The organism is Cobetia sp. BMC6 (assembly GCF_029991385.1).
Lineage (GTDB): Bacteria > Pseudomonadota > Gammaproteobacteria > Pseudomonadales > Halomonadaceae > Cobetia.
In genome coordinates, this window is the sequence record NZ_JAKUMF010000011.1 from 16,001 (window position 1) to 39,042 (window position 23,042).

The 23,042-nt window shown below is 63.1% G+C and carries 19 protein-coding genes; 4 read left to right on the forward strand and 15 right to left on the reverse strand.

Annotated elements, in window-relative coordinates; genetic code table 11:
• Positions 1–67: 67 nt before the first annotated feature.
• Positions 68–1,039, reverse strand: coding sequence for an HTH-type transcriptional regulator CysB (gene cysB / locus MKZ40_RS15195; protein WP_043333969.1), 972 nt, complete (start codon positions 1,037–1,039; stop codon positions 68–70).
• 176 nt (positions 1,040–1,215) lie between these two features.
• Here cysB and MKZ40_RS15200 point away from each other — a divergent pair, with 176 nt between their 5' ends.
• Both MKZ40_RS15200 and trxA read left to right on the forward strand, forming a co-directional pair.
• A complete protein-coding gene (locus tag MKZ40_RS15200) occupies positions 1,216–1,992 on the forward strand; it encodes a sulfite exporter TauE/SafE family protein (RefSeq protein WP_175090493.1) in 777 nt (258 codons plus the stop codon).
• A gap of 249 nt (positions 1,993–2,241) precedes the next feature.
• The gene (trxA, locus tag MKZ40_RS15205; protein WP_043333971.1) at positions 2,242–2,565 is read left to right on the forward strand and encodes a thioredoxin; all 324 of its coding nucleotides are present in this window, start codon (positions 2,242–2,244) and stop codon (positions 2,563–2,565) included.
• A gap of 131 nt (positions 2,566–2,696) precedes the next feature.
• Here the strand turns inward: trxA and MKZ40_RS15210 are convergent, their stop codons facing one another.
• From MKZ40_RS15210 to MKZ40_RS15230, 5 genes are all read right to left on the reverse strand, one after another.
• Entirely contained in the window at positions 2,697–3,917 is a 1,221-nt protein-coding gene (locus MKZ40_RS15210; protein WP_254627192.1) for an AI-2E family transporter, read from the reverse strand.
• A gap of 413 nt (positions 3,918–4,330) precedes the next feature.
• Entirely contained in the window at positions 4,331–6,142 is a 1,812-nt protein-coding gene (locus MKZ40_RS15215) for an acyl-CoA dehydrogenase C-terminal domain-containing protein (protein WP_175090492.1), read from the reverse strand.
• A 454-nt stretch (positions 6,143–6,596) separates the two neighbouring features.
• Positions 6,597–7,361 carry an SDR family NAD(P)-dependent oxidoreductase gene (locus tag MKZ40_RS15220; RefSeq protein WP_175090491.1) on the reverse strand — a complete coding sequence of 255 codons (765 nt, stop codon included), beginning with the start codon at positions 7,359–7,361 and terminating at the stop codon, positions 6,597–6,599.
• Between the two features lie 83 nt (positions 7,362–7,444).
• Entirely contained in the window at positions 7,445–9,115 is a 1,671-nt protein-coding gene (locus tag MKZ40_RS15225; protein ID WP_175090490.1) for an AMP-binding protein, read from the reverse strand.
• 306 nt (positions 9,116–9,421) lie between these two features.
• A complete protein-coding gene (locus tag MKZ40_RS15230; RefSeq protein ID WP_175090489.1) occupies positions 9,422–10,039 on the reverse strand; it encodes a TetR/AcrR family transcriptional regulator in 618 nt (205 codons plus the stop codon).
• 117 nt (positions 10,040–10,156) lie between these two features.
• Between MKZ40_RS15230 and MKZ40_RS15235 the strand changes: the two genes are divergently transcribed.
• Positions 10,157–11,377 carry an acetyl-CoA C-acyltransferase gene (locus MKZ40_RS15235; protein ID WP_175090488.1) on the forward strand — a complete coding sequence of 407 codons (1,221 nt, stop codon included), beginning with the start codon at positions 10,157–10,159 and terminating at the stop codon, positions 11,375–11,377.
• A 125-nt stretch (positions 11,378–11,502) separates the two neighbouring features.
• Here MKZ40_RS15235 and pstB read toward each other — a convergent pair whose 3' ends face one another.
• From pstB to MKZ40_RS15260, 5 genes are all read right to left on the reverse strand, one after another.
• A complete protein-coding gene (gene pstB / locus MKZ40_RS15240) occupies positions 11,503–12,345 on the reverse strand; it encodes a phosphate ABC transporter ATP-binding protein PstB (protein ID WP_175090487.1) in 843 nt (280 codons plus the stop codon).
• 80 nt (positions 12,346–12,425) lie between these two features.
• Positions 12,426–13,592 carry a phosphate ABC transporter permease PstA gene (gene pstA, locus MKZ40_RS15245; protein ID WP_175090486.1) on the reverse strand — a complete coding sequence of 389 codons (1,167 nt, stop codon included), beginning with the start codon at positions 13,590–13,592 and terminating at the stop codon, positions 12,426–12,428.
• A gap of 14 nt (positions 13,593–13,606) precedes the next feature.
• Positions 13,607–14,863, reverse strand: a complete 1,257-nt coding sequence (gene pstC / locus MKZ40_RS15250; protein ID WP_175090485.1) for a phosphate ABC transporter permease subunit PstC — start codon at positions 14,861–14,863, stop codon at positions 13,607–13,609.
• A gap of 128 nt (positions 14,864–14,991) precedes the next feature.
• The gene (locus MKZ40_RS15255) at positions 14,992–16,008 is read right to left on the reverse strand and encodes a substrate-binding domain-containing protein (RefSeq protein WP_175090484.1); all 1,017 of its coding nucleotides are present in this window, start codon (positions 16,006–16,008) and stop codon (positions 14,992–14,994) included.
• Positions 16,009–16,120: 112 nt separating this feature from the next.
• A complete protein-coding gene (locus MKZ40_RS15260; RefSeq protein ID WP_175090483.1) occupies positions 16,121–17,338 on the reverse strand; it encodes a Bcr/CflA family multidrug efflux MFS transporter in 1,218 nt (405 codons plus the stop codon).
• A 324-nt stretch (positions 17,339–17,662) separates the two neighbouring features.
• Here MKZ40_RS15260 and tal point away from each other — a divergent pair, with 324 nt between their 5' ends.
• Positions 17,663–18,601 (forward strand): transaldolase, encoded by a 939-nt coding sequence (gene tal, locus MKZ40_RS15265; protein ID WP_175090482.1) that lies wholly within the window; start codon positions 17,663–17,665, stop codon positions 18,599–18,601.
• A 146-nt stretch (positions 18,602–18,747) separates the two neighbouring features.
• Here tal and MKZ40_RS15270 read toward each other — a convergent pair whose 3' ends face one another.
• The 4 genes from MKZ40_RS15270 to MKZ40_RS15285 all read right to left on the reverse strand — a co-directional run bounded on the left by MKZ40_RS15270 (position 18,748) and on the right by MKZ40_RS15285 (position 22,644).
• A complete protein-coding gene (locus tag MKZ40_RS15270) occupies positions 18,748–19,302 on the reverse strand; it encodes an STAS domain-containing protein (RefSeq protein WP_175090481.1) in 555 nt (184 codons plus the stop codon).
• Positions 19,295–20,446 (reverse strand): PP2C family protein-serine/threonine phosphatase, encoded by a 1,152-nt coding sequence (locus tag MKZ40_RS15275; protein ID WP_175090480.1) that lies wholly within the window; start codon positions 20,444–20,446, stop codon positions 19,295–19,297. Before MKZ40_RS15275 ends, MKZ40_RS15270 begins: the two co-directional genes overlap by 8 nt.
• A gap of 116 nt (positions 20,447–20,562) precedes the next feature.
• Complete coding sequence (locus MKZ40_RS15280; RefSeq protein ID WP_107335497.1) at positions 20,563–21,324, reverse strand: VacJ family lipoprotein; 762 nt, start codon at positions 21,322–21,324, stop codon at positions 20,563–20,565.
• A 135-nt stretch (positions 21,325–21,459) separates the two neighbouring features.
• The gene (locus MKZ40_RS15285; RefSeq protein ID WP_175090509.1) at positions 21,460–22,644 is read right to left on the reverse strand and encodes a beta-ketoacyl-ACP synthase III; all 1,185 of its coding nucleotides are present in this window, start codon (positions 22,642–22,644) and stop codon (positions 21,460–21,462) included.
• Between the last annotated feature and the right edge of the window lie 398 nt (positions 22,645–23,042).

Consider the following 23,042-nt stretch of genomic DNA (forward strand, 5'->3'; position numbering starts at 1 on the left):
CTCAGGAGGCGGGCTTTTTCATCTGCGCTGTGGCAGATCTGGCGAGCGGCACTCAGTTCACCGGCACTCAGCGCACCGGCAGCTCGATGTCGTGGAAGATCTCGTGCTCGTGGCGCGGGCCGGCGGCCAGTGCCGCTTCGACACGTTCCCGCGTCAGGTGCGGAGCGAAGCGCTCGACGAATTCGAACATGTAGCTGCGCATGAAGGTGCCGCGGCGGATGCCGATCTTGGTCGTGGAGCTCTCGAACAGATGCGTGGCGTCCAGCGCGACCAGGTCTTCGTCGGCCACCTCATCCACCGCCATATGCGCGACGATGCCGATGCCCATGCCGAGACGCACATAGGTCTTGATGACATCGGCGTCCGAGGCGGTCAGCACCACGTTGGGCGCCAGGCCGTGGGACTTGAAGGCATCGTCCAGCTGGCTGCGGCCGGTGAAGCCGTAGGTATAGGTAACCAGCGCATAGCTGGCCAGCGACTCGAGGGTCAGCTCCTCACCATTGGCCAGCGGATGATCCTTGGGCACCAGCACGCAGCGATTCCAGCGATAGCACGGCAGCAGGATGAGGTCGTTGAACAGCTCAAGCGACTCGGTGCAGATGGCGAAGTCGGCCTGCCCCTCACTGACCATGTTGGCAATCTGCTTCGGCGTGCCCTGCTGCATGTGCAGCGCGACATCCGGGTACTTGCGCGTGAAATCGGCGATCACCGGCGGCAAGGCATAACGCGCCTGGGTGTGCGTGGTGGCGATCGACAGGCTGCCGCGACGGTCGTCACTGTGCTCCTGGGCGACGTGCTTGATGTTCTCCACCGTGCGCAGCACCTGGCTTGCCAGCTCGACGATGGACTCGCCGGCCGGGGTCACCCGCGTCAGGTGCTTTCCACTGCGCGCGAAGATTTCGACGCCAAGCTCATCTTCCAGCAGACGAATCTGCTTGGAAATGCCCGGCTGGGAGGTATACAGACTTTGCGCGGTAGCGGACACGTTCAGGTTGTGACGGGTGACTTCCCAGATATAACGCAACTGCTGGAGTTTCATGCGGCTTCACTCTCCTGAGAAGCACCATCGACGCGACGCGGCGTGACAGTGGCCCGGACATGGCCGGTCACCTTGCTAAGATGATCGGGCGATAAAATCATGAATAATGATTCCTTTCGGGAATATACGCTCAAGAGTAGATTGGCGACAGTAACCTGACAAGGGGGTAGGTAGGGATGGAAGTCACACAACTGCTGCTATACGTGCTGGCAGGCGCCGGAGTGGGTTTCGCGGTCGGTGTCACTGGCGTGGGCGGCGGCTCGCTGATGACGCCCCTGCTGTTGATGTTCGGCTTCCCGCCGCACATCGCCGTGGGCACCGACCTGCTCTATGCCTCCATTACCAAGGCGGGCGGCGCCTTCGCGCACCATCGCCAGGGCCATGTGGACTGGACCATCGCCCGACGTCTGGCCATCGGCTCGCTGCCGGCGGCGCTGTTGACGATTGCGGTCCTGCATACCTTCTTCACTGACCCTACCGCCTACGCCGGCCTGATCAAGGGCATGCTCGGTGTAATGTTGATCCTCACCGCCGGCGTGCTGCTGTTCAAGAAACGCCTGCTGGGGCTGATCAGCCCGGAAAGCTTCATCGTACGCCACGCGGCACCGCTGACCGTGCTGGCCGGCAGCGTGCTCGGCGTGTGCGTCACCCTGTCCTCCGTGGGTGCCGGTGCCTTCGGCGCTGCCGTGCTGATCATGCTGTTCCCGCTGTTGAGCACCGCGCGCATCGTGGGCACCGATATCGCTCACGCCGTACCGCTGACACTGGTCGCGGGATTGGGACATCTATGGCTGGGCAACGTCGATTTCCTGCTGCTTGGCGCATTGCTGGTCGGCTCACTGCCTGCCATCAACCTTGGTGCACGCCTGACGCGCCACATGCCCAGCGGCCTGCTGCAGGGCCTGCTGACGACACTGCTGCTGGGGCTGGGTATCCGTTACGCCTTCTTCTGAGCTCTCCTTGCTGAAGGACCTTCGCACAGGCAATACCAAAGTCGGGGCAGGCAATCCACATTGCCTGCCCCGTTGCTATTCCCTCAAACCAATAAAACAGCTATAAAAACACTAGCGATCATAACCCCGTGCTATTGAGCCGATGGGCAATGCTCATTTGTCAGTGATGCAAAGTGGCGCTACCATCGGACGCAGCCTGCATGTCCGGCAATGCCGCAGACAGCGAAACGAATCCCCTGGAGAAACAAGATGTCCAATCACGTCGATGTCACCGGCGCCAACTTCGAACAGGAAGTTCTCAACGCTGAAGCCCCGGTCCTGCTGAAGTTCTGGGCCCCGTGGTGTGGTCCGTGCAAGATGATGGCGCCGGTCGTCGAAGAAGTCGCCAACGAGAAAGGCGAAGGCCTGAAGATCGTCAACGTCAATGTCGATGACGCGCCGGAAATCGCCGCCGAGCAAGGCGTGCGTGGCGTGCCGACCGTGATCCTGTTCAAGTCTGGCGCCAAGGTCGCCTCTCTGGTCGGTGCCCAGTCCAAGGGTCAGCTGAGCCAGTTCATCGAGCAGAACCTCTGAGTCGACTTGCTGACAGGTGACTGCCCCGACAGCCACCGCGCACTGATTCGATCATTGAAGGCCCCGTCACGCACAGCGTGACGGGGCCTTCGGTATTCTGGTGGTTCATTCAAAAGGGGCTGGCTCGCGGGTCATTCCTCCGCCATGCGTCGGCGACGGCGTATCCGGCGCACGGAGGGGCCCAGCAGGCGCGCCGCCCAGCGCGTACCCGGGTGCGAGTCGAAGGCTATCTTGAGCGTCATGGTGATCGGCACCGACAGCAGCATGCCCACCGGCCCGAATACCCAACCCCACACCACCAGCGACAGGAAGGCCGCCAGCGTCGACAGCCCCAGAGTGCGCCCCATCACGCGCGGCTCGATCAAGTTGCCGAGAATGAAGTTGATCGCCAGGTAACAGCCGCCCAGCATCAGCGCCTTGACTGCGCCACCCTCCGGCATCACCAGCGTCAGCAACACCGCAGGCACTGCAGCCAGTGCCGAGCCGATGTTGGGGATGTAGTTGAGGCAGAAGGCCAGCGTGGCCCACAGGAAGGCGAACTCCACGTCGAGCACCAGACAGCTGATCGCGACCAGCCCCCCGGTCACGAGGCTGATCAAGGTCTTGACCGCAAGATAGCGGCGCAGCGTCAGCGAGAACAGCGTGAAACGGCGCAGACTGACATGCGGGCTGCGCAGCGTGCTGACCAGCTTGTCGCGCAGTGACAGCGCCTCATAGAGCAGGAAGGTGGCCGTCAGCACGATGATGACGCTCGAGGACAGAATCCCCCCCAGTCCGGTCAGCAGGTTCGGCACCCACTGGGTCAGCGAGGCCGGATCGACCAGCTCGCTGAAGCGGGCCGGTGCGATGGATACGCCACTGTCCGCCAGCCACTCCAGCATGCTCTGGTACTGTTCGCGCAGGCTCTCCTCAAGCTTGGGCATCTCATCGCTGAACAGGGTGAAGCGCGAGACCAGCAGTGCCGTCAGTGACGAGAACAGCACACAGACCGTCAGGATGACGATGGGCACCCCGAAGCGTTGCCCGATGCCGTGACGGGCCAGCCAGCGCACCGGCGCATCGCAGACCGCAGCGACGAACACCGCCAGCAGCAGCGGAACCACCAGGTCCGCCGCCAGCTTGAGGCCGCCGATGATGATGACCACTGCGGCCATGCCGACCAGCAAGGGGTGAATCTCCAGCGCGCGGCGCACGTTGGGGACGTGACGAGAACGTCCGGAGCGTTCGAGTGCCTCCTGCTGACGCTCGTCGCGTGGCACCTGCATGCGTGTCACGGCTTCCTCGATGGAAGTGCCCTCACTGACACCGCGGGGTTCGCCAACGCTATCGTCAGGCGCTTGCGCTTCAGCCATCTGCGCCTCGGGCAGTACTTCCTCGTGTCGCGATCTTTCGTCGGGCGTGTCGTTCGCGTGCATCCTGCGCCACCTATCCTGTCAGTACTTGCCATCAGTACTTGCCATCAGTACTTGCCACAAGTAAATGCGCGTCGCTGCTCTGCGGGTTAACCGAGACAGTCTTCGATGCGCCTATCTTGGGCGCATGCCTGCCACAAGCCAAGACTGAAACGAGATTGATTGCTCGTGCCGGGGGAAACTCCCACCTCCCTCAAGACGCACAAAAAATGGGGAGACCGAAGTCTCCCCAAAGGTACCGAGTCAGAGCGCACTGACTGGAGGCATAAGACACGACTGTTACCGATACATCGAACTGCTGAGTCTTGAAACTACTGTCGGACTTGAAACTACTGTCAGGCTTGAAGCCGTCATCAGATCTCGAAGCCGCTGCCGAAGCCTTCCACCGTCGGCGCCATCAGCGTCTCGCCACCGGCGCGAATCATTGCGGCATGGCCTTGCGTACGTGGCAGGATGCGCTGGAAGTAGAAGCGCGCGGTATCCAGCTTGGCCTGATAGAAGGCAGTATCCCCTTCGCCGGCCGTCAGCGCCGCCTTGGCCGTCTCGCCGGCACGCGCCCACAGGTAGCCCAGCGTGACGTAACCGGCGTACATCAGGTAATCGACACTGGCGGCGCCGACCGCTTCGCGGTCCTGCATCGCGCCCATGCCCACCGCCATGGTCAGCTCGCCCCATTCGCGGTTGAGCTCGGCGAGCGGATTGGCAAACTCGCTTCCTTCGCTGGCCTGGCAGAACTTGTGGATCTCCTTGGTGAAGACCTTGAGCGATTCGCCCTGGCTCATCAGGATCTTGCGGCCCAACAGGTCCAGCGCCTGGATACCGGTGGTGCCTTCATAAAGCAGAGTGATGCGCGCATCGCGCACGAACTGCTCCATGCCCCATTCCTGAATGAAGCCGTGGCCGCCATAGACCTGCACGCCGTGATTGGTCGCCTCGAAGCCGGTCTCGGTCAGGAAGGCCTTGACGATGGGCGTCAGCAGGCCGAGCAAGGTATCGGCACGCGCCTTGTCTTCGCTGTCCGGGGCATTCTCGACGATGTCATTGAACTGGGCGGCATACATCACCAGCATGCGCCCGCCCTCGGCGATGGCCTTCTGGGTCAGCAGCATGCGGCGCACGTCCGGATGCACGATGATCGGGTCGGCCGCCTTCTCCGGCGCCTTGGCGCCGGACAGGGCACGCATCTGCAGACGGTCACGCGCATAGCCCAGCGCATTCTGGAAGCTGGCCTCCGCCAGCGCGACGCCCTGGATCCCCACGCCGAGACGCGCGGCATTCATCATGGTGAACATGCAGGCCAACCCCTTGTGCGGCGGGCCGACCAGGAAGCCTTTGGCGGAGTCGAAGTTCATCACGCAGGTCGCGTTGCCGTGAATGCCCATCTTGTGCTCGATGGAGCCACAGCTGACGCCATTGCGCTCACCAGCCTCGCCATTGGCGTCGGGCAGGAACTTGGGCACCACGAACAGCGAGATGCCACGCGAGCCTTCCGGAGCATCCGGCAGCTTGGCCAGCACCAGGTGCACGATGTTATCGGACAGATCGTGCTCACCGGCCGAGATGAAGATCTTGGTGCCGCTGATGCGGTGGCCCTTGCTGTCATCGCTGTCATCCAGCGGCACGGCGCGGGTCTTGATCAGGCCCAGGTCCGTGCCGCAATGCGGCTCTGTCAGGCACATGGTGCCGGTCCAGCTGCCTTCGACCAGCTTGGTCAGATAGGTCTGCTTGAGCACCTCGCTGCCGTGATGCTCGAGTGCATTCATCGCGCCATGCGAGAGGCCCGGATACATGCCCCACGACAGGTTGGCGGAGGCGACCATTTCCGAGAGCACCATCGCCAGTGACGGCGGCAGCCCCTGACCGCCATGTTCCGGTGAGGCAGCCAGACTCGGCCAGCCGCCCTCGACATACTGCTGATAGGCAGCCTTGAAGCCGCTCGGCGCCTTGACCTCGCCGCCCTCGAAGGTACAACCCTCGCGGTCGCCCGACTGGTTCAGCGGCGTCAGCACCTCATGCGCGAAGCGTGCGCCCTCCTCCAGGATGGCGGTCACGATATCGTCGCTGGCCTCATCGCCACCCGGCAGGCTGGCATAGTGCGCGGGATAGTCGAGCAGCTCATTCATCACGAAGCGGATGTCGCGCAACGGCGCCTGATAGTCCGGCATGCTTTACTCCTTGAGCCGTCGCGACGCGGCGGCACTGACCTGAACAACGACAGGTGGCGGCAGGACACTTGTCAGGCGGCGCAGCACTCGCTCGAGCAATGAAGAAGCGAGTCGCTGGCGGCGAACAGGTCTGGCGCAACACTATCAAACATGCGTTTGAAACTAACCCCTCCTTCGCCACACCGTCAAGCGGTCGTTTGATTTCTGGCCTGCGACATTGGTGGCAAGCCCTGTCTCGTCAGTGGCAAGCCCTGTGTACTTACCACCCCGCGCCGCAAGTCAGAAACAAGAAAAGACATGAAAAACAGATACAAAAAAGCCCGACCGCAGCCGCGATCGAGCAATATCTCCCCCAGAGATAACCTGTCCTGCAAGATTCCTTGTGTCCCGTGCTCTCTCCCCAGAGCCGATCCAGAGAGCCCGATCCAAATGTTAAAGGCCTCGTCCGCCAGCCTCAGGCCATGCGGATGCTGCCATCGAGGCGGATCACCTCCCCGTTGAGCATGCTGTTGGTAATGATGTGCTCGGCCAGACGCGCGAACTCATCGGGCTTGCCCAGTCGCTTGGGAAACGGCACCGCCTCGCACAGCGCTTCGCGGGCAGGCTCCGGAATGCCGGCCATCATCGGTGTCTCGAACACGCCGGGCGCGATCGCCATCACGCGAATGCCATGGCGTGCCAGCTCGCGCGCCATCGGCAGTGTCATGCCGGCGACCCCGGCCTTGGAGGCGCTATAGGCACACTGCCCCACCTGGCCGTCGAAGGCCGCGACCGAGGCGGTATTGAGAATGATGCCCCGCTCGCCGTCCTCGCCCTCGGCGGCATTGCGCGCCATGCGTGCCGCCGTCAGGCGCGCCACGTTGAAGGTACCGCTCAGATTGATCGACAGCGTCTTCTCGAAGCCCTCCAGCGGAGCAGGCTCGCCGTCACGATCCACCAGCTTGGCGACGCTCACCACCCCCGCACAATGGATCACCCCATGGATGGCTCCGAAGGCCTGCTCCGCGACATCCAGCGCGGCCTCGACATTGGCACTGTCGGTAATATCGCAATGACAGAAGCGTGCTGCCTCCCCCAGCGCATCGGCCTGTTCACGTGCACTCTCCGAGAGATCGGCCAGCACCACCTGGCCGCCGGCCGCGACGATACGTGATGCCGTGGCGGCCCCGAGGCCGGATGCTGCGCCGGTGATCAGAAAGCAGTGGTCGGCGATCTTCATGAAACGAGTCTCCCGAAAGGTGATGGCAGGAAAGGTGATGAGAGGCAGGCGATGACAGAAAAGTCCCGTATATGGCTCGGCGTTCAGCTTTCGCGCGCCTGTGCCCGCAACAGGAAACGCTGGATCTTGCCCGACGGCGTCTTGGGCAGGCTGTCGACGAAGTCGATCTCGCGAGGGTAGCTGTGCGCCGAGAGACGCTGACGCACGCTGGCACGAATTTCCTCCGCCAGTTCGTCACTGCCGACATGGCCATCGCGCAACACCACATAGGCCTTGATGATCTCGCCGCGCAGCGCATCCGGCTTGCCGACCGCCGCCGATTCCGCCACCGCCGGATGCACCAGCACAGCGTTCTCGACATCCGCCGGACCGACGCGATAGCCCGCGGTGGTAATGATGTCGTCATCACGCCCGGCAAAGGTGAAGCGGCCATCGGGCTCTGCCACCACCACGTCTCCTGTCAGGTAATAGCCCTCGACGCAGGGTTGCTTCTCCTGCCAGGTGTAGCCGGCGAAGAAGTGCGCGGGAGAGCGGGCGATATCCACCGCCAGCACTCCCGGCTCGCCCGGCGGCAGCTCACGATACTCGGCGTCGAGCACGGCCAGTCGATAGCCGGGCAGCGGGAAGCCGACACTGCCGACCACGACCTCATGGGCCAGCGCGTGATGATTGCAGCAGGTCATGCCGGTCTCGGTCTGGCCGTAATGGTCCATCACCGCACAGCCCAGCTCCCGCGCGACCCAGCCCACCACCTCGGTGTTGAGGGGCTCGCCAGCGGAGCTTGCGACCCGCAGGTTCAAGCGCTCGAAGGCCCCTTCACCGAGCCCGGAGGCCTTGAGCATGCGATAGGCCGTGGGCGCGGCCGCGAAATTGTCGATGCGATGACGCTCCAGGAAGGCCAACCCGCCTTCTGCACTGAACGGTGCCTGCATGAAGTAGGTAGTGGCGCCCAGCAACAGCGGGCCGGTGATGGCGTAGTAGAGCCCGTAGGCCCAGCCGGGGTCGGCCATGTTCCAGAAGCGCTCGCCAGGGCGCAGATCCACCGCCAGGCGTTGATAGAGCCAGAAGGCAGGCAACGCATTCAGCGCCACCGCCACGCCCTTGGGCTTGCCGACCGTGCCGGAGGTGAACATCTGCAGGAAGGGCGCCTCCGCCGGAAGCCACACTGGCGGCTCGGTCAGTGGCTCGCTCTGCAACAATGTCTGCCAGTCGAGATCGCCCGCCTCCAGCGCATCTCCCTCACCACGCACGCAGATGATCACGGGATGGCGGGCAAGCTCAGTGAACTTGCTGCGCTGGCTCGTCTCGGTGATCACGATCTGCGTCTCGGCGCGCGACAGGCGATAGTCGAGCGCATCGGTGCCGAAGGCGGTGAACAGCGGCTGATAGACGGCGCCCAGCCGCCAGGTCGCGACCAGCGCGATCATCAGCTCCGGCGTACGCGACAGCATGCAGGCGACCCGCTGCCCCGCCATCACGCCCTGTGCCTTCAAGGCAGCCGCCATCCGCGCGCTCTGCTCGTCGAGCTGTGCGTAACTCAGCTCACGCACCCGGCCCTGTTCATCTTCATGGACCAGCGCGATACGTTCGCCCTGCCCGGCGCGCAGATGACGCCCGACACACGCCTCATAGGCATTGCCGAACTCGCCCTCGACATCGGCGTCAGGCGGCGTGGTGAACAGTTCATCGCGCAATGCCTGAATATCGAAGGCGGCCAGATAATCGCTCAGCGTCTGACTGGCGGCAGGTTGCATGGCGTGTAAGTTCGTAGATACAGCAGAGGCGGCGCGTGACGTGCGGTTTGTTGTTGTATCGCTTGGCGTCATGGCGTGACTGGCTCCTGAGTGGTGCTCCGGGGCGATGTGAGATGACTGGACGCCAGCCATCTACAGTTAACGTAAACGTCAAGTTAGCGACAAGCCTGTCGGGCGGCAAGCATTGTGACGCTCCACTGGCCAAAAGTTGCAGACGGCGTGTAACGCACGCTGTGTAGCAGACGCCGTGTAACGGACGCCGTGTAACGGACGCTGTCTAGCAGATGGCGTGTAACGGACGTTCGATCAGGACAGACGACACAGGCTGTCGACCAGCGCTTCGGCCAGCTCATCGGGCGAGCGCTCTCCATCGGGGCGATACCAGCGTACCGTCCAGTTGAGCGCGCCAAGCATGAACTGGCGCAGCAGCGCGGCGTCGCCCTTGAGCAGCCCTGCAGCGACGGCAGAGACGATGGCATCACGCCACAGGTCCTCGTAGTCATCGCGCAGCTGGACGAGATGCTCGCGCGCCGGGCCTTCCAGCCGTCGCCACTCATAGAGCGCGACCACATGGGCATTGCGGTCGGTGAGCAGCGTGTCCAGATGCGCGCGCGCCAGGGCCAGCAGTCGCTCACGCGCCTGCTGCTGTGACGCTGCCGAGGCGGTCACTTCGCTTGCTTGGTACGGCTCGCAGCGTGCCAGATGATCACGGGCGATGGCCAGCGCACTGAACATGCCCTCCTCGATCACGGCGCACAGGATTTCCTGCTTGTCGGCGAAGTGATGGAAGAGACTGCCGGACTTGATGCCCATTTCCTGGGCCAGCATGCGGACGGTGGTGCGATCGAAACCCTCCTCGACGAACAGGCGGGCAGCGATGCGGACCAGCTCCTTGCGACGGGGTGAGGCGGTGGCTACATTCATCGTATAACTAGCGCTTGCTTGGTTTATGGGATTGAATGGATCAAAGCATAGCCACGCAGTGATCACAACGCCGACTGCACGACTCGTTCTTCCAATAACAAGACACAGGAGACCGTCATGACGACCGCTTCCCGCACTACGCCAAGCCCTGCCGCCAGCAGCGATGACATCGTGATTCTCGCCGGAGCCCGCACGCCGATGGGTGGCCTCAAGGGCTCACTCTCGACGCTGAGCGCGCCACAGCTTGCCGCCGTGGCCATCAAGGCGGCCATCGAACGTGCGGGCCTCACGCCTGCCGATGTCGACGAGGGCATCTTCGGCTGCGTGCTGCCCGCTGGCGTCAAGCAGGGTCCGGCGCGTCAGGCCATGCGCCAGGCCGGTGTGCCGGACAGCATCGGTGCCACCACCATCAACAAGCTGTGTGGTTCCGGCATGAAGGCCACCATGCTGGCGCATGACCTGATACGCGCAGGCACCAACCGCATCATGCTGGCCGGCGGGATGGAGTCGATGTCCAACGCCCCGCATCTGCTCACCCAGGCACGTGGCGGCTATCGCCTCGGCCATGGCGAGCTGAAGGACCACATGTTCTTCGATGGGCTGGAAGATGCCGAGACCGGCAAGCTGATGGGCGTGTTCGCCCAGGAAGTGGCCGATGCCCGAGGCTACGATCGCCAGCGCATGGACGACTTCGCCATCGAATCGCTCAGGCGTGCCATGACGGCCACCGAGTCGGGCGACATCGCGCCGGAAATCGCCGCCGTCACGGTCAAGAGCCGCAAGGGCGAGAGCGTGGTCGAGCAGGACGAGCAGCCCTTCCAGGCCAATCTCGACAAGATCCCCGCCCTGCGTCCGGCCTTCGCCAAGGACGGCACCATCACCGCCGCCAATGCCAGCTCCATCTCCGACGGCGCCTCGGCGCTGGTGCTGACGCGCCGTGATGAAGCCGAACGACGCGGGCTGGCCGTCAAGGCGCGTATCCTCGGTCACAGCACCCACTCCCAGCACCCCAGCGAATTCACGCTGGCGCCCATCGGCGCCATCGACTCGCTGATGAAGCGCCTGGAGTGGACCACCGACGACGTCGACCTGTTCGAGATCAACGAGGCCTTCGCGGTGGTCACCCTGCTGGCGATGGATGCCCACGATATCCCGCATGAGAAGGTCAATGTCTTCGGAGGGGCCTGCGCCCAGGGGCATCCGGTCGGCTCCACCGGCTCGCGCATCATCGTCACTCTGATCAACGCGCTGGAGCGCCGTGGCAAGAAACGTGGCATCGCGGCGCTGTGTATCGGCGGCGGCGAAGCCACCGCGATCGCCGTCGAGCTGGAAGACTGACATCCCACTCGACACTGACTCGACCTGATGCTGCAACGACACTGGCCCGGATCATTGATCCGGGCCAGTGTCGTCATGGGGTCTGCAAGGCACTCACGAAGCTGTCAGGTGTTCAACCAAGGTGTTCAACCATAGCGACCGGTGATGTAGTCCTCGGCCTTCTTGGTATTCGGATTGGAGAACATCGTCTTGGTGTCGTTGTACTCCACCAGCTCGCCCATGTGGAAGAAGGCGGTGTAATCCGCGACACGTGCCGCCTGCTGCATGTTGTGCGTCACGGTGACGATGGAGAACTGGGTCTTTAACTTGTCCATCAGGTCTTCGATGGTCGCGGTGGAGATCGGGTCGAGCGCCGAGGTCGGCTCATCCATCAGGATGACGTCCGGCTTGACCGCGATGGCACGCGCGATGCACAGACGCTGCTGCTGACCACCAGACAGCGAAGTGCCCGGCTGGTCGAGAATGTCCTTCACTTCTTCCCACAGACCCGCGTCACGCAGCGCTCTCTCGACCAGCTCATCCTTGTCGGCGCGACGGCTGACCAGGTCGTGCATGGTCGGCGCGTAGGCAATGTTGTCGTAGATGGACTTGGGGAACGGGTTAGGCTTCTGGAACACCATGCCGACACGACGACGCAGGGCCACTTCATCCATGTCGCGCGCGTTGACGTCACGGCCATCCATCTCGACCAGGCCTTCGATGCACACGCTGCGGATCAAGTCGTTCATGCGGTTCAGGCAGCGCAGGAAGGTCGATTTTCCGCATCCGGACGGCCCGATCAGAGCGGTGACATTCTTCTGGAAGATGTCGATGTTGATGTTCTTCAGGGCCTGCTTCTCGCCGTACCACAGGTTGAGGTCTTCCACGCGAATGGCCAGATCATGGTTGGCATCTTCATTGATGACGACCGGGCTTCCGGCACGCGTGGCGACGGCAGGCTTGGCGGGAGTAGCGACGGTGCTGTTCATGTCTCGTATTCCTTGATGGGTCGTGGGTCCGGGCCGGAGATGCAGGCGACCGACCATTCGGCGGGCCGCCTCGCAGCGGCCTACCAGCGACGCTCGAATTTCTTGCGCAGCATCACGGCTGCGGCATTGAGGAAGATCAGCACTGACAGCAGCACCAGGATGCCCGCCGCAGTACGTTCAACATAGGCCTGCTCCGGCTCGCCCGCCCAGGTGAATATCTGAGCCGGCAGCACGGTGGCGGCCTGGGTGATGGCCGTCGGCGCATCCGGAATGAAGGCCACCATGCCGACGATGATCAGCGGCGCGGTCTCGCCCATTGCCTGTGCCAGGCCGATGATCGAACCGGTCAGGATTCCCGGCAGTGACAGCGGCAGAACGTGGTCACGCACTACCTGCCAGCGGGAGCAGCCGACGCCGAAGGCGGCCTGACGAATGGTGTCGGGCACGCTGCGCAGAGCCGAGCGCGTGGTGATGATGATCACCGGCAAGGTCATCAGACCCAGCGTCAGACCGCCGACCAGCGGTGAGGAGCGCGGCATGCCGAAGAAGTTGATGAAGATCGCCAGACCCAGCAGACCGAACAGGATCGACGGCACCGCCGCCAGGTTGTTGATGTTGACCTCGATCGCCTGGGTGAAGCGATTGTCCGGTGCGAACTCCTCCAGGTAGACCGCCGTCAGCACCCCGACCGGGAAGGCGAAGGCCAGCGTGACCAGCAGCGTCAGGATCGTCCCCATCGCCGCCGACCAGATACCGGCGTATTCCGGCAGCTTCGAGTCACCGGTGGTGAAGAAGTTGATGTTGAACTTGAGCTCGGCCGTGCCGTTCTCGACCATGCGATCCAGCACGGCGGTCTGCCTGGGCTTCAGGTGTGACTTGTGGCCCTTGAGATACTGATCGACCTGGTCATCGGCGATCACCCAGCGGTCGATCGTCTGACCCATCAGGCTGGCGTCCGCGGCCATGTCGCGCGGCAGCTGCCGCAGCCAGCCGCGGCTGACCAGATCACGCACGTCTTCCTCCACCGCTGCCAGCGGTATTTCCTGCGACTGCTCGCTGTAGGTGACCGGCACGTGCAGTTCTGCCTGCTGGAAGGCCGGATAGCCGCGCATGACCATGTCGCCGATGAAGACCACCAGGAAGGTGGCGGCCAGGGCAAGTGCGCCCATGGACATGAATTTCAGGCGCTTGGTGCGGCGATGACGGCCCTTCAGCTGGGCCGAGATATCGTCGAATGAATGGCTCATGTCTAGTCTCGGCCTCAGAGATTGTTGGCGCTGTACTTCTCACGGAAGCGGCGGATCAGGACCACCGAGACCATGTTCAGCAGCAGAGTGACAACGAACAGCACCAGACCCAGCGCGAAGGCCGACAGTGTCTCGGCACTCGCGAATTCCTGGTCGCCGGTCAACGCGGCAACGATGCGCACCGTGACGGTGGTCATGTCTTCCAGCGGGTTGGCGGTCAGGTTCGGACGCATGCCCGCCGCCATCACCACGATCATCGTCTCGCCGAGGGCGCGTGACATGGCCAGCAGAGACGCGGAGATGATGCCCGGCAACGCGGCCGGCAGGATGACGTTGCGGATGGTCTCGCCGTGGGTCATGCCCAGCGCCAGAGAACCCTGACGCATGGTGTCCGGGACAGAAGTGATGACGTCATCAGACAGAGAGGAGATGAACGGAATGATCATGATGCCCATGACCAGACCCGGTGCCAGCGCGTTGTTGTAGGACGCCTCGATACCCAGCGGCGAGAAGATGTCGACGATCAGCGGCGCGACGGTGATGGCAGCGAAGAAGCCATACACCACGGTCGGGATTCCGGCGAGCACTTCCAGTACCGGCTTGGCGACGGTACGCACTTTCTCGGGGGCGAACTCTGCCATGTAGACCGCGGCGAGCAGACCAATGGGAATGGCCACCAGCATCGCGATCAGGGTGATCATGAAGGTACCGGCGAACAGCGGTACGGCGCCGAAGTTGGCGGTGCTCTCGACACCTTCGCCACGGCCGGCGGCCATCTGGAAACTGTTGCCCGGATCCCAGGTGGTCCCGGTGATGAAGGTCCAGAAGCTTTCCATCTGGAAGAAGCGGATGGCCTCGAAGATGATGGAGACCAGAATGCCGAACGTCGTGACGATGGAAATCATCGCCGCGCCGATCAACACATAGCGAATGAGGGTCTCGATGGCATTGCGCGCATGGAAATCAGGCTTCACCAGGGCGAGGCCGATGACCAGGCCGACGGCTGCGACGACCAGACTGGCGATCAGCAGCTGCATGCCTTCGATATCGATATCAGCGGTGGCAATCGCAACGACGGCTGCCAGACCGACCAGCAGAGCAGGCCCTGCGCTGGAAATTGCCGTGAACCAGCCGTACTGATCCGGCTGGGCGTACATTTCAGCACCGCTGGCACGCACGCGCTGTGCCTTGCTGCGGCCGCTGAAGAAGGCCACCAGGCCAACCAGCGCCACGATGCCTATGAAGAAGAGAAAGATCTGCTGAGTCTGCATCTTTCGGATCCCGGAGTCGCGTTGTTCACAGGGGGAAGGCTTCAGGCCTTGCGAAACCCTGCGACCAGTCAAGCAAACGGGCCGGCTGCCAAGGGCAACCGGCCGCGTCAGAGGGTCAGCTGCGTTGCTTACTTCTGGAGGTCGGCCAGAGTCAGCTTGGTGCGCTCAGCGACCTGCTCACGAAGCGTGGCGCGCTCTTCCTTCGGCAGCGGGATCAGACCGATGCCCTTGAGGTAGCCCAGCTCGCCGATCATCTTCTCGCTCATGAACAAGTCGTTGTAGGCCTGCTGAGCCGGCACGTCATCCTTGTGCTGGTTCTTCACGTAGTAGAACAGGGAGCGGGAAACCGGGTACTCGCCAGAAGAGATGGCATCGGCTTCCGGCTGCACGCCATCGATGGAAGCACCGACGACCTTGTCAGCATTCTCTTCGAGGAAGGAGTAGCCGAAGATACCGAAGGCTTCGGTGTTCTCGACCAGCTTCTGGATGATCAGGTTGTCATTCTCGCCGGCAGCGATGTAGTGACCGTCCTGACGGATGTTGGTGTAACCCTCACCGCCGTAGCCTTCCATCTCTTCGGTGGAGACTTCCATCACCAGCTCTTCGAAGGCGTCACGGGTACCGGAAGTGGAAGGCGGCCCGTAGATGGTGATCTTGCGGTCCGGCAGGGAGGAGTCGATCTCGGACCACTTGGTGTAGGGGTTGTCGACCAGCTTGCCGTCAACCGGCACCTGAGCGGCGACCGCCAGGGTGATCTGCTCACGGGTCAGGTCGATGCTTCCATCGCGGACAGACTGGGCAAAGGCGATACCGTCGAAGCCGATCATCGCTTCGGTGATATCGGTCACGCCGTTCTCTTCACAGCGCTCGAATTCAGACGTCTTCATGCGACGAGAGGCGTTGGTGATGTCCGGAGTGCTGTCACCGACACCTTCACAGAACAGCTTCATGCCGCCGCCGGAACCGGTGGATTCGATGACCGGAGTCGGGAAATCGCTGGTGGCACCCAGCTCTTCAGCGACGTAGCTGGAGAACGGATAGACCGTGGAAGACCCCACGATACGCAGCTGTTCACGGGCTTCTGCTGCACCCACTGATGCAGCGATGACAGCCACTGCGAGACCGGACTTGAGGAACGCCTTCATGCCTGAAACTCCTTGCGATAGGAATGAGCCAGTGAGGTGGCTTCTTGTCTACAGGGAGTACCTTGCCAAGCATTCATGACAACTGTGTGACAGTCGCCGACTCAAGCCATTCTCAGTCGGGCGGCGTCGCATGGCGCGCCAGAGCGCGGCGCCCTGCCAGCACCCGCAGCAGAATATTGCTGACCAGCGCCGTGCCCAGCATGCCGAGAATCATCGGCCACAGGCTATCCATCGCCAGGCCTGCGATCAGCATGCCGATCACGGCGCCACTGGCAAACTGCATGCTGCCGATCAGCGCATTGGCCGTGGCGCTGATGCGCGGGAAATACTCCAGCGCCGAGGAGATCGCGTTGGGCGCCACCATGCCGTTGGCCCCGACGAACACCATCAGCAACGGCGCGATGACGTAGAGCAGGTCCAGCCCCAGTGCCAGCGCCGATACCAGCAGGATGGCGGCAGACAGCTGGATACCGATGCCGATGCGCAGCAGACGCGGCGGCGACAGGCGTGACAGCAGACGCACATTGAGCCGGTTGGCGGTGAACATGAACAGGATGTTGGCGCCGAACAGCACCGGGTACCAGGCCGCCGTCACTCCAAAATGCTGCATATAGACGTAAGGCGACGCGGTGATGAAGGCGAACATGCCACCGAAGCCCATCGCCTGCGTCAGCGCATACCCCATCGCCGGCCCGTGACGCAGCACGCTGGCATAGTCACGCACAACCTGCATGAGACTGGCCGGGGGTTCGTCCGCCTCGCGCTTGCGCCGGGTCTCGGGCAAGCGCAGTGGCAGCACCACCAGCAGGAAGGCGGCATACATGGCCAGGAAGGCGAAGATCAGCCACCAGCCCGCCATGCCCAGCAGCAGACTGCCGATGGCAGGCGCGATCAAGGGCGCCAGCATCATGATCACCGCGACGGTGGACAGCACCTTGGCCGCCTCTCGGCCACTGAAGCAATCGCGCACGATCGCCGAGGAATTGACCACCGAGGCGCCGCCGCCCAGCGCCTGCAGGAAGCGCAGCGCATAGAGTCCCTCGAGGCTCTCGACCCGGGTGATGGCCAGACTCGCCAGCAGGAAGACGAAGATACCTGACAGCAGGACCGGCTTGCGCCCGATACGGTCTGACAGCGGGCCGAAGATCAACTGCCCCAGCGAGAAGCCGAGCAGGAAGATCGACAGCGACAGCTCCGTATGGTGCACCGTGGTCGCCAGGTCTTCCGCCATGGCCGGCAGTGCCGGCAGGTAGGCATCGATGGCCAATGGAGCCAGGGCCGTATTGGCCGCGACCAGCAAGGCCAGCTGACGGGTTTGACGCTTGTCCACATCCCCTCCTGCAATCGTTCGTCGATGGTATAGCCACGTGCCGAAAACGCCACGCCCTTGCCGTCAGATGACGACAGTGGGCGCGCCGCCGCACAATTGATACAGTTGACCTACACAGGTGACGAATGTCACATCAAGCTGATGAAATCCCCGCGGATCATCCACTTGGGGCGATCGGCCCGAGGTGTCTTCACAGCCGGCAGGCGTGGGTGCACACTCGGTGGCAGCGCTCGCTCCGGCGGCCCCTGCCCTTCACCTCTTGCCTTATTCATGAGGGCCACTCACCCCTTCGGGTGGCTCACGCTCAGTACAGGAAACTCTTGCATGGCACAGGACAAGCTCTCCCAACTCAAGGAAATGACCACCGTCGTCGCCGACACCGGTGACCTCGAGGCCATTCGTCGCTTCGCGCCCACTGATGCTACCACCAACCCGTCACTGATCCTGCAGGCCGCTCAGGACCCGTCACGTCGCGAGCGCCTGACCGAAGTCGCGCGCAAGGCCACCGACATCGATGATGCCGTCGACGCCGTGGCCGTGGACATCGGCACCGAGATCGCCGGCCTGGTGCCGGGCTATGTCTCCACCGAGGTCAGTGCCCGTCTGTCCTTCGATGCCGATGAGACCATCCGTCGCGCGCATCGCATCATCGAGCGCTACGCCGCCAATGGCGTCGGTCAGGAACGCATCCTGATCAAGACCGCCTCCACCTGGGAAGGCATCCGCGCCGCCGAGAAGCTCGAGCGCGAAGGTATCCGCACCAACCTGACGCTGCTGTTCAGCTTCGCCCAGGCCCAGGCCTGTGCCGATGCCGGCGTGACGCTGATCTCGCCCTTCGTCGGCCGTATCCTCGACTGGCACAAGGCCAATCAGCCGGACGCCGACTTCAGCGGCGACAACGACCCGGGTGTGAAGTCCGTCAAGGCCATCTACGAGCACTACAAGGGACACGGCTACAAGACCATCGTGATGGGCGCCAGCTTCCGCAACACCGGCGAGATCGAAGCGCTGGCCGGCTGTGATCGCCTGACCATCTCGCCAGCACTGCTGGGTGAGCTGGCCGAGAGCACCGGCACGCTGGAACGTCGCCTGCTGGCCGGCGATGCCGAGCAGAACGTGCCGGAAGTGCTGACCGAGTCCAACTTCCGCTGGGACATGAACGAAGATGCCATGGCCACCGAGAAGATGGGCGAAGGTATCCGCAAGTTCATGGCCGATCAGCGCAAGCTCGAGACCCTGCTGGCCGAACTGCGCAGCCACTGAGCCTAGCGCCGATAGTGAACTCTTGTTAAGCAAGAGCTCATTGAATGGCCAAGGCAACAAAAAGCGCCTGCCGTGTTTCACGGCAGGCGCTTTTGCATCGTGCATTCTGAATCGTGCTGTCAGGCTCAACGTCCCGGCACGCGCCTTCAGTGCGGCTGGCGATGCTCCTCGCTTTCCAGCAGTTCGATCAGCGGCTGGAATTCCAGGCGATTGTGGCCGTTCAGGCACATCAACAGCCGGTGAGCCTCGAGAATGCGCCCGCGCAGCTCCTGTTCCTGCTGGGGCGAGGCATCGGCGTCATCCTGAGACTCGTTCAGCGCCGGCGCGTTGCAGCAGGAAGCCCCGTCCAGATCGGCCTGGTCCGCCTCCGGCAGGCTGCCGGCGTCCACGACACTGGCCACCTCGTCGAACCCCATCACCTTGAGCATGGTCAGCACGTCGGGATGGGAAGCCACCACCTGCGCCGGCATCACCAGCCGGTCGCGGACCGCCAGCGCCAGCTTGGCCAGAAAGCCCAGTGCGGTGGAATCGACATTGGTCGCTTCGCGCAGATCGATGATCACGCTTTCCAGTCCCTCAACCGCAGCCACGCGCTGTACCTGCTGATCCAGCGTGGCACACAGCGTCAGGCGTACATCACCGGATAGCTTGAGCACGAACAGGCCATCTTCGAACACGGCCTGGATACGTCCTTCATCCATCATGGAATCCTGTCAGCGTCATCAAGGTAAGGTCATCCGGCAGCTCGCCATCCAGCGCCAGACCACGACGCAATCCTTGCACATCCTCACTGCTCAGAATCCGTTGATGCAGTGCTCGAGTCCTGTCCTCCAGCGCGTCGCCCGGCAGGCATTCCAGTACACCATCACTGGCCAGCCACAGACGGAAGCGCTCAGGGAGCGCCACACGATACGCTGGATAGCGGGTGTCTGGGAAGAGCCCTACCGGCCGACCGCTGCCTTCCAGCTCACACAGTTCGCCCTCGGGCGTGACCAGTACCGGCATCGGCAACTGGGCGCCCAGGGTGTAATGCAGCGTGCGCGTGTCACGGTCCATCACACCACACATCACCGTGGCATGCTTGCCGATACCACTGTCGATCAGTTCACGGTTGAGCAATGCCAGCCACTCGGGGCCGAAGGTTTCCGGCGTATGTTCCTCCCAATGCCGGGTCGCCCGCGCGAACAACAGCTTGAGCAGCACGGTCACGAAGGCCGATGAGGCGCCATGACCGGAGACATCCGCAAAGTAGAACAGGCTGAAGCGTTCGTCGATCGCCTGATACTCGAGGAAGTCACCCGAGAGATACAGTGACGGCGACAGGCAGTACTCATAACTGACGCCATTGATGTGCTGCCCGCTCTGGGGCAGCAGGCGCTGCTGGATCTGGCCCCCGGCCTGCTGGTCCTGACGCAGCAGCGCCAGATGCGTCTCCAGGTGCTCGTTGAGCTCCTCGAGGCGCGCGCGTGCCTTGGCGTGCTCATGGGCCAGCTGGTGATGCTCCGCCGCCCGCTTGAGCAGACTGCGCAATACCGAGCCATGCTCGCGCGGCGAGATGAGGTAATCGACCAGCCCGGCCTCCACCGCCGGCAACAGGCACTCATCGCCACGGCTCTCGGCCACCACTACCGTCGGCAGGCGCTCGGCCAGACGCGCCCACTCATGACTGGAAACGGCCTCGACATGCGCGACCACCACCGCCACCCCGCTGGGCAGTGCCGCGATGCCATCACAGGCCGCCACCGCACAGCGTTCATCCGTCAACAGGTTCGCCAGCGCATCACGCCGCGAGCCGGGAAGATCAATCAGACCGATCAACAGACGCTTGCCTTGCTCATCCGCCATGCCAACCCCTCATTCCCGTCCTTGCTGCCATCCACTCGCAGTCTTGATGCTGCTTGCCCTCACGGCCGGTGCCAGCTGCCGCTCAACGACACCGGCCGCCTGCTGCGGATGACGCGTTACTGGCTGTCGTCTTCCGGTGCGAAGGCACCATCGAGATCGGCATCATCGAAGCTGTCGCTGGCGAAGGGATCATCGCCCAGCTTGCCATCGTTGATCTCGAAGTTGCGACGCTGCAGGTAGGCATCACGAATGAAGCTGTAGCGATCGCCCTGGATCAACTTCTCCTGCTCGAGCAGACCGGCACGGGTGTCGACCAGATCCAGCGCCTTCAGGCCGTAACGCACCTTGTCATCTTCGACGTAGTTGACGGGGTCAGCGAAGTAATCCACCGGCATGCCCGCGGTATCACGCACGGTACTCGGACCAAACAACGGCAGAACGAGATATGGCCCCTGCCCTGCTCCCCAGACGGCGAGGGTCTGACCGAAGTCTTCCTCGTCCACTGTCCAGCCCAGTTCGCTGGCCGGGTCAAACAGACCGCCGATGCCGACGGTGGAGTTGAGCAGCAGGCGGCCGGTGGAGACACCAGCATTGGCCCACTTCCACTGCAGCACCGAGTTGAACATGGTACGGACCTCTCCGAGATTGGAGAAGAAGTTGCCCACGCCATCCTGCACCAGCTCCGGCGTCACATAGTCATAGCCCTGTGCCACCGGCTTGAGGGCATAGCGGTCCAGGGTGTCATTGAAGGTATAGACGTTACGGTTGAAGCCCTCCCAGGGGTCCTGAGGATTCGGCTCGCTGTCTCCGGTGCTGGCGCAACCCGCCAGCAGGGACATGGCCAGCAGTGCCGGCAGGGAAGTCTTGATCGTGTGCATCTCGTCACCTGTAAGTCTATTGGATTCCTGCAGCGGTCCTTGCCACATCCCTGGCTGTCAGGTCCGGCCTTCTTTATACGTTCCGCGCCCGCCAAGAGCCAGCACAGGCCACGTGGATTCGCGCAATGTCCTGCTTCAACCGCAGCGTTTCAGCAGCACGCTGCCGGCACTGTAGCCTGCCCCGAAAGAACACAATACCCCAAGGCTCCCCGGCGCCAGATCCGCATGATGGAGGTGGAAAGCGATCACCGAGCCCGCGGAGCTGGTATTGGCGTAGCGATCGAGAATGATCGGCGCTTCCTCGCTCGACGGGTCACGCCCCAGCACACGCCGCGCGATCATGTCGTTCATGTGGCGGTTGGCCTGGTGCAGCCACATGCGATCAAGATCCCCGCCGTCCGCCTCGATCTCGCCCAGATGGGTGGTGATCAGCTCGGCCACCATCGGGCAGACCTCGCGGAAGACACGCCGACCTTCCTGGATGAACAGCTTGTCATCGGCCTGTTCACGAAGGCTTGCGCTGTCGAGTGTCATCGCGGATGCCACATCGTCCTCAAGCACCGCCGTGCGATTGAGGAAGCCGAAATTGTTGCGTATCGCGTTGGAGAAGCGCGTCACCAGACGCGTGCCGAGCACCTCGAAACCATCGGTGCGCGTGGCGACATCCGCAGCCTCCAGCACCACGGCCGTGCAAGCATCCCCGAAGATGAAGTGGCTGTCACGATCGCGGAAATTCAGGTGCGCGCTGCAGATCTCCGGATTGACCATCAGCACACGCCTGGCACTGCCGCTGCGAATCGCGTTGGCGGCGGTCTCGATGCCGAAGGTGGCGGAGCTGCACGCCACGTTCATGTCGAAGGCATAGCCACCGGCCTCAAGCGCGGCCTGCAGCTCCACCGCCACCGCCGGATAGGGGCGCTCGAGGTTGGAACAGGCCACGATGACCAGATCCAGGTCCGCGGCGTTGACGCCCGCCGCTGCCAGTGCTTCACGCGCGGCCGCCACGCCCATCTCGCACTGCACCGAGGGCTGGTCATTGGCGCGCGCTGGCAGGCGTGGACGCATGCGCTCCGGGTCGAGAATGCCCTCGGCATCCAGCACGTAGCGGCTGTGGATACCCGAGGCCTTGACGATGAATTCGGCACTGGACTCGGTACGCGCCTCACGCTCACCACGCGCGATGGCGTCGGCATTGGCGGCATTGTCCGCCGCCACCCAGGCATTGAAGGACGCCACCAGTGCCTCGTTGCTGATGGCGTTGGGCGGCGTGTAGAGCCCGCTGCCGGTGATCAGTACCCGATGATTGCCGCTGGCGCTCATGGACTGACCGGCGTTGGCGTGTTGCGTATCGGCAGCGTGAACATTGTCATTGTTTGGCATGCATCCACTCCTGACAGTGCTATCCCGCGGGATATCACCAGAATTGAGCGGGGCACGACCCGGTACCGCGTCGTCATGCCCCATGTTCAGTGTACGCTGTCTCGGCGATTCCAGACGCCCGAGTCAGCATTTGTCGGGCGACCACAGTGAATGCTTAAACAGCAATTCCTGTCTGCAGCTTGGGCCATCCCGCCTCGGCACGCCTCCACGTACCGGTCACGCAAGACTCTGATGCCGCGCACAACGCCCTGGCGCTGCCCCAGACAAGGCCGAGCTTCAGCCAAGGCAGAACTTCAGCCAAGTCAAAGCTCAGCCAGAACAAAGCCCAGCCCCAGGAC

Coding starts and splice junctions, on each gene's coding strand:
- cysB (WP_043333969.1), bottom strand. CDS start 1,039: ATGAAACTCCAGCAGTTGCGTTATATCTGGGAAGTCACCCGTCACAAC.
- MKZ40_RS15255 (WP_175090484.1), bottom strand. CDS start 16,008: ATGAAGGCGTTCCTCAAGTCCGGTCTCGCAGTGGCTGTCATCGCTGCA.
- trxA (WP_043333971.1), top strand. CDS start 2,242: ATGTCCAATCACGTCGATGTCACCGGCGCCAACTTCGAACAGGAAGTT.
- MKZ40_RS15285 (WP_175090509.1), bottom strand. CDS start 22,644: ATGAGCGCCAGCGGCAATCATCGGGTACTGATCACCGGCAGCGGGCTC.
- MKZ40_RS15225 (WP_175090490.1), bottom strand. CDS start 9,115: ATGCAACCTGCCGCCAGTCAGACGCTGAGCGATTATCTGGCCGCCTTC.
- pstC (WP_175090485.1), bottom strand. CDS start 14,863: ATGCAGACTCAGCAGATCTTTCTCTTCTTCATAGGCATCGTGGCGCTG.
- pstB (WP_175090487.1), bottom strand. CDS start 12,345: ATGAACAGCACCGTCGCTACTCCCGCCAAGCCTGCCGTCGCCACGCGT.
- MKZ40_RS15235 (WP_175090488.1), top strand. CDS start 10,157: ATGACGACCGCTTCCCGCACTACGCCAAGCCCTGCCGCCAGCAGCGAT.
- MKZ40_RS15280 (WP_107335497.1), bottom strand. CDS start 21,324: ATGCACACGATCAAGACTTCCCTGCCGGCACTGCTGGCCATGTCCCTG.
- MKZ40_RS15270 (WP_175090481.1), bottom strand. CDS start 19,302: ATGGATGAAGGACGTATCCAGGCCGTGTTCGAAGATGGCCTGTTCGTG.
- MKZ40_RS15215 (WP_175090492.1), bottom strand. CDS start 6,142: ATGCCGGACTATCAGGCGCCGTTGCGCGACATCCGCTTCGTGATGAAT.
- tal (WP_175090482.1), top strand. CDS start 17,663: ATGGCACAGGACAAGCTCTCCCAACTCAAGGAAATGACCACCGTCGTC.
- MKZ40_RS15230 (WP_175090489.1), bottom strand. CDS start 10,039: ATGAATGTAGCCACCGCCTCACCCCGTCGCAAGGAGCTGGTCCGCATC.
- MKZ40_RS15210 (WP_254627192.1), bottom strand. CDS start 3,917: ATGGCTGAAGCGCAAGCGCCTGACGATAGCGTTGGCGAACCCCGCGGT.
- MKZ40_RS15275 (WP_175090480.1), bottom strand. CDS start 20,446: ATGGCGGATGAGCAAGGCAAGCGTCTGTTGATCGGTCTGATTGATCTT.
- MKZ40_RS15200 (WP_175090493.1), top strand. CDS start 1,216: ATGGAAGTCACACAACTGCTGCTATACGTGCTGGCAGGCGCCGGAGTG.
- pstA (WP_175090486.1), bottom strand. CDS start 13,592: ATGAGCCATTCATTCGACGATATCTCGGCCCAGCTGAAGGGCCGTCAT.
- MKZ40_RS15220 (WP_175090491.1), bottom strand. CDS start 7,361: ATGAAGATCGCCGACCACTGCTTTCTGATCACCGGCGCAGCATCCGGC.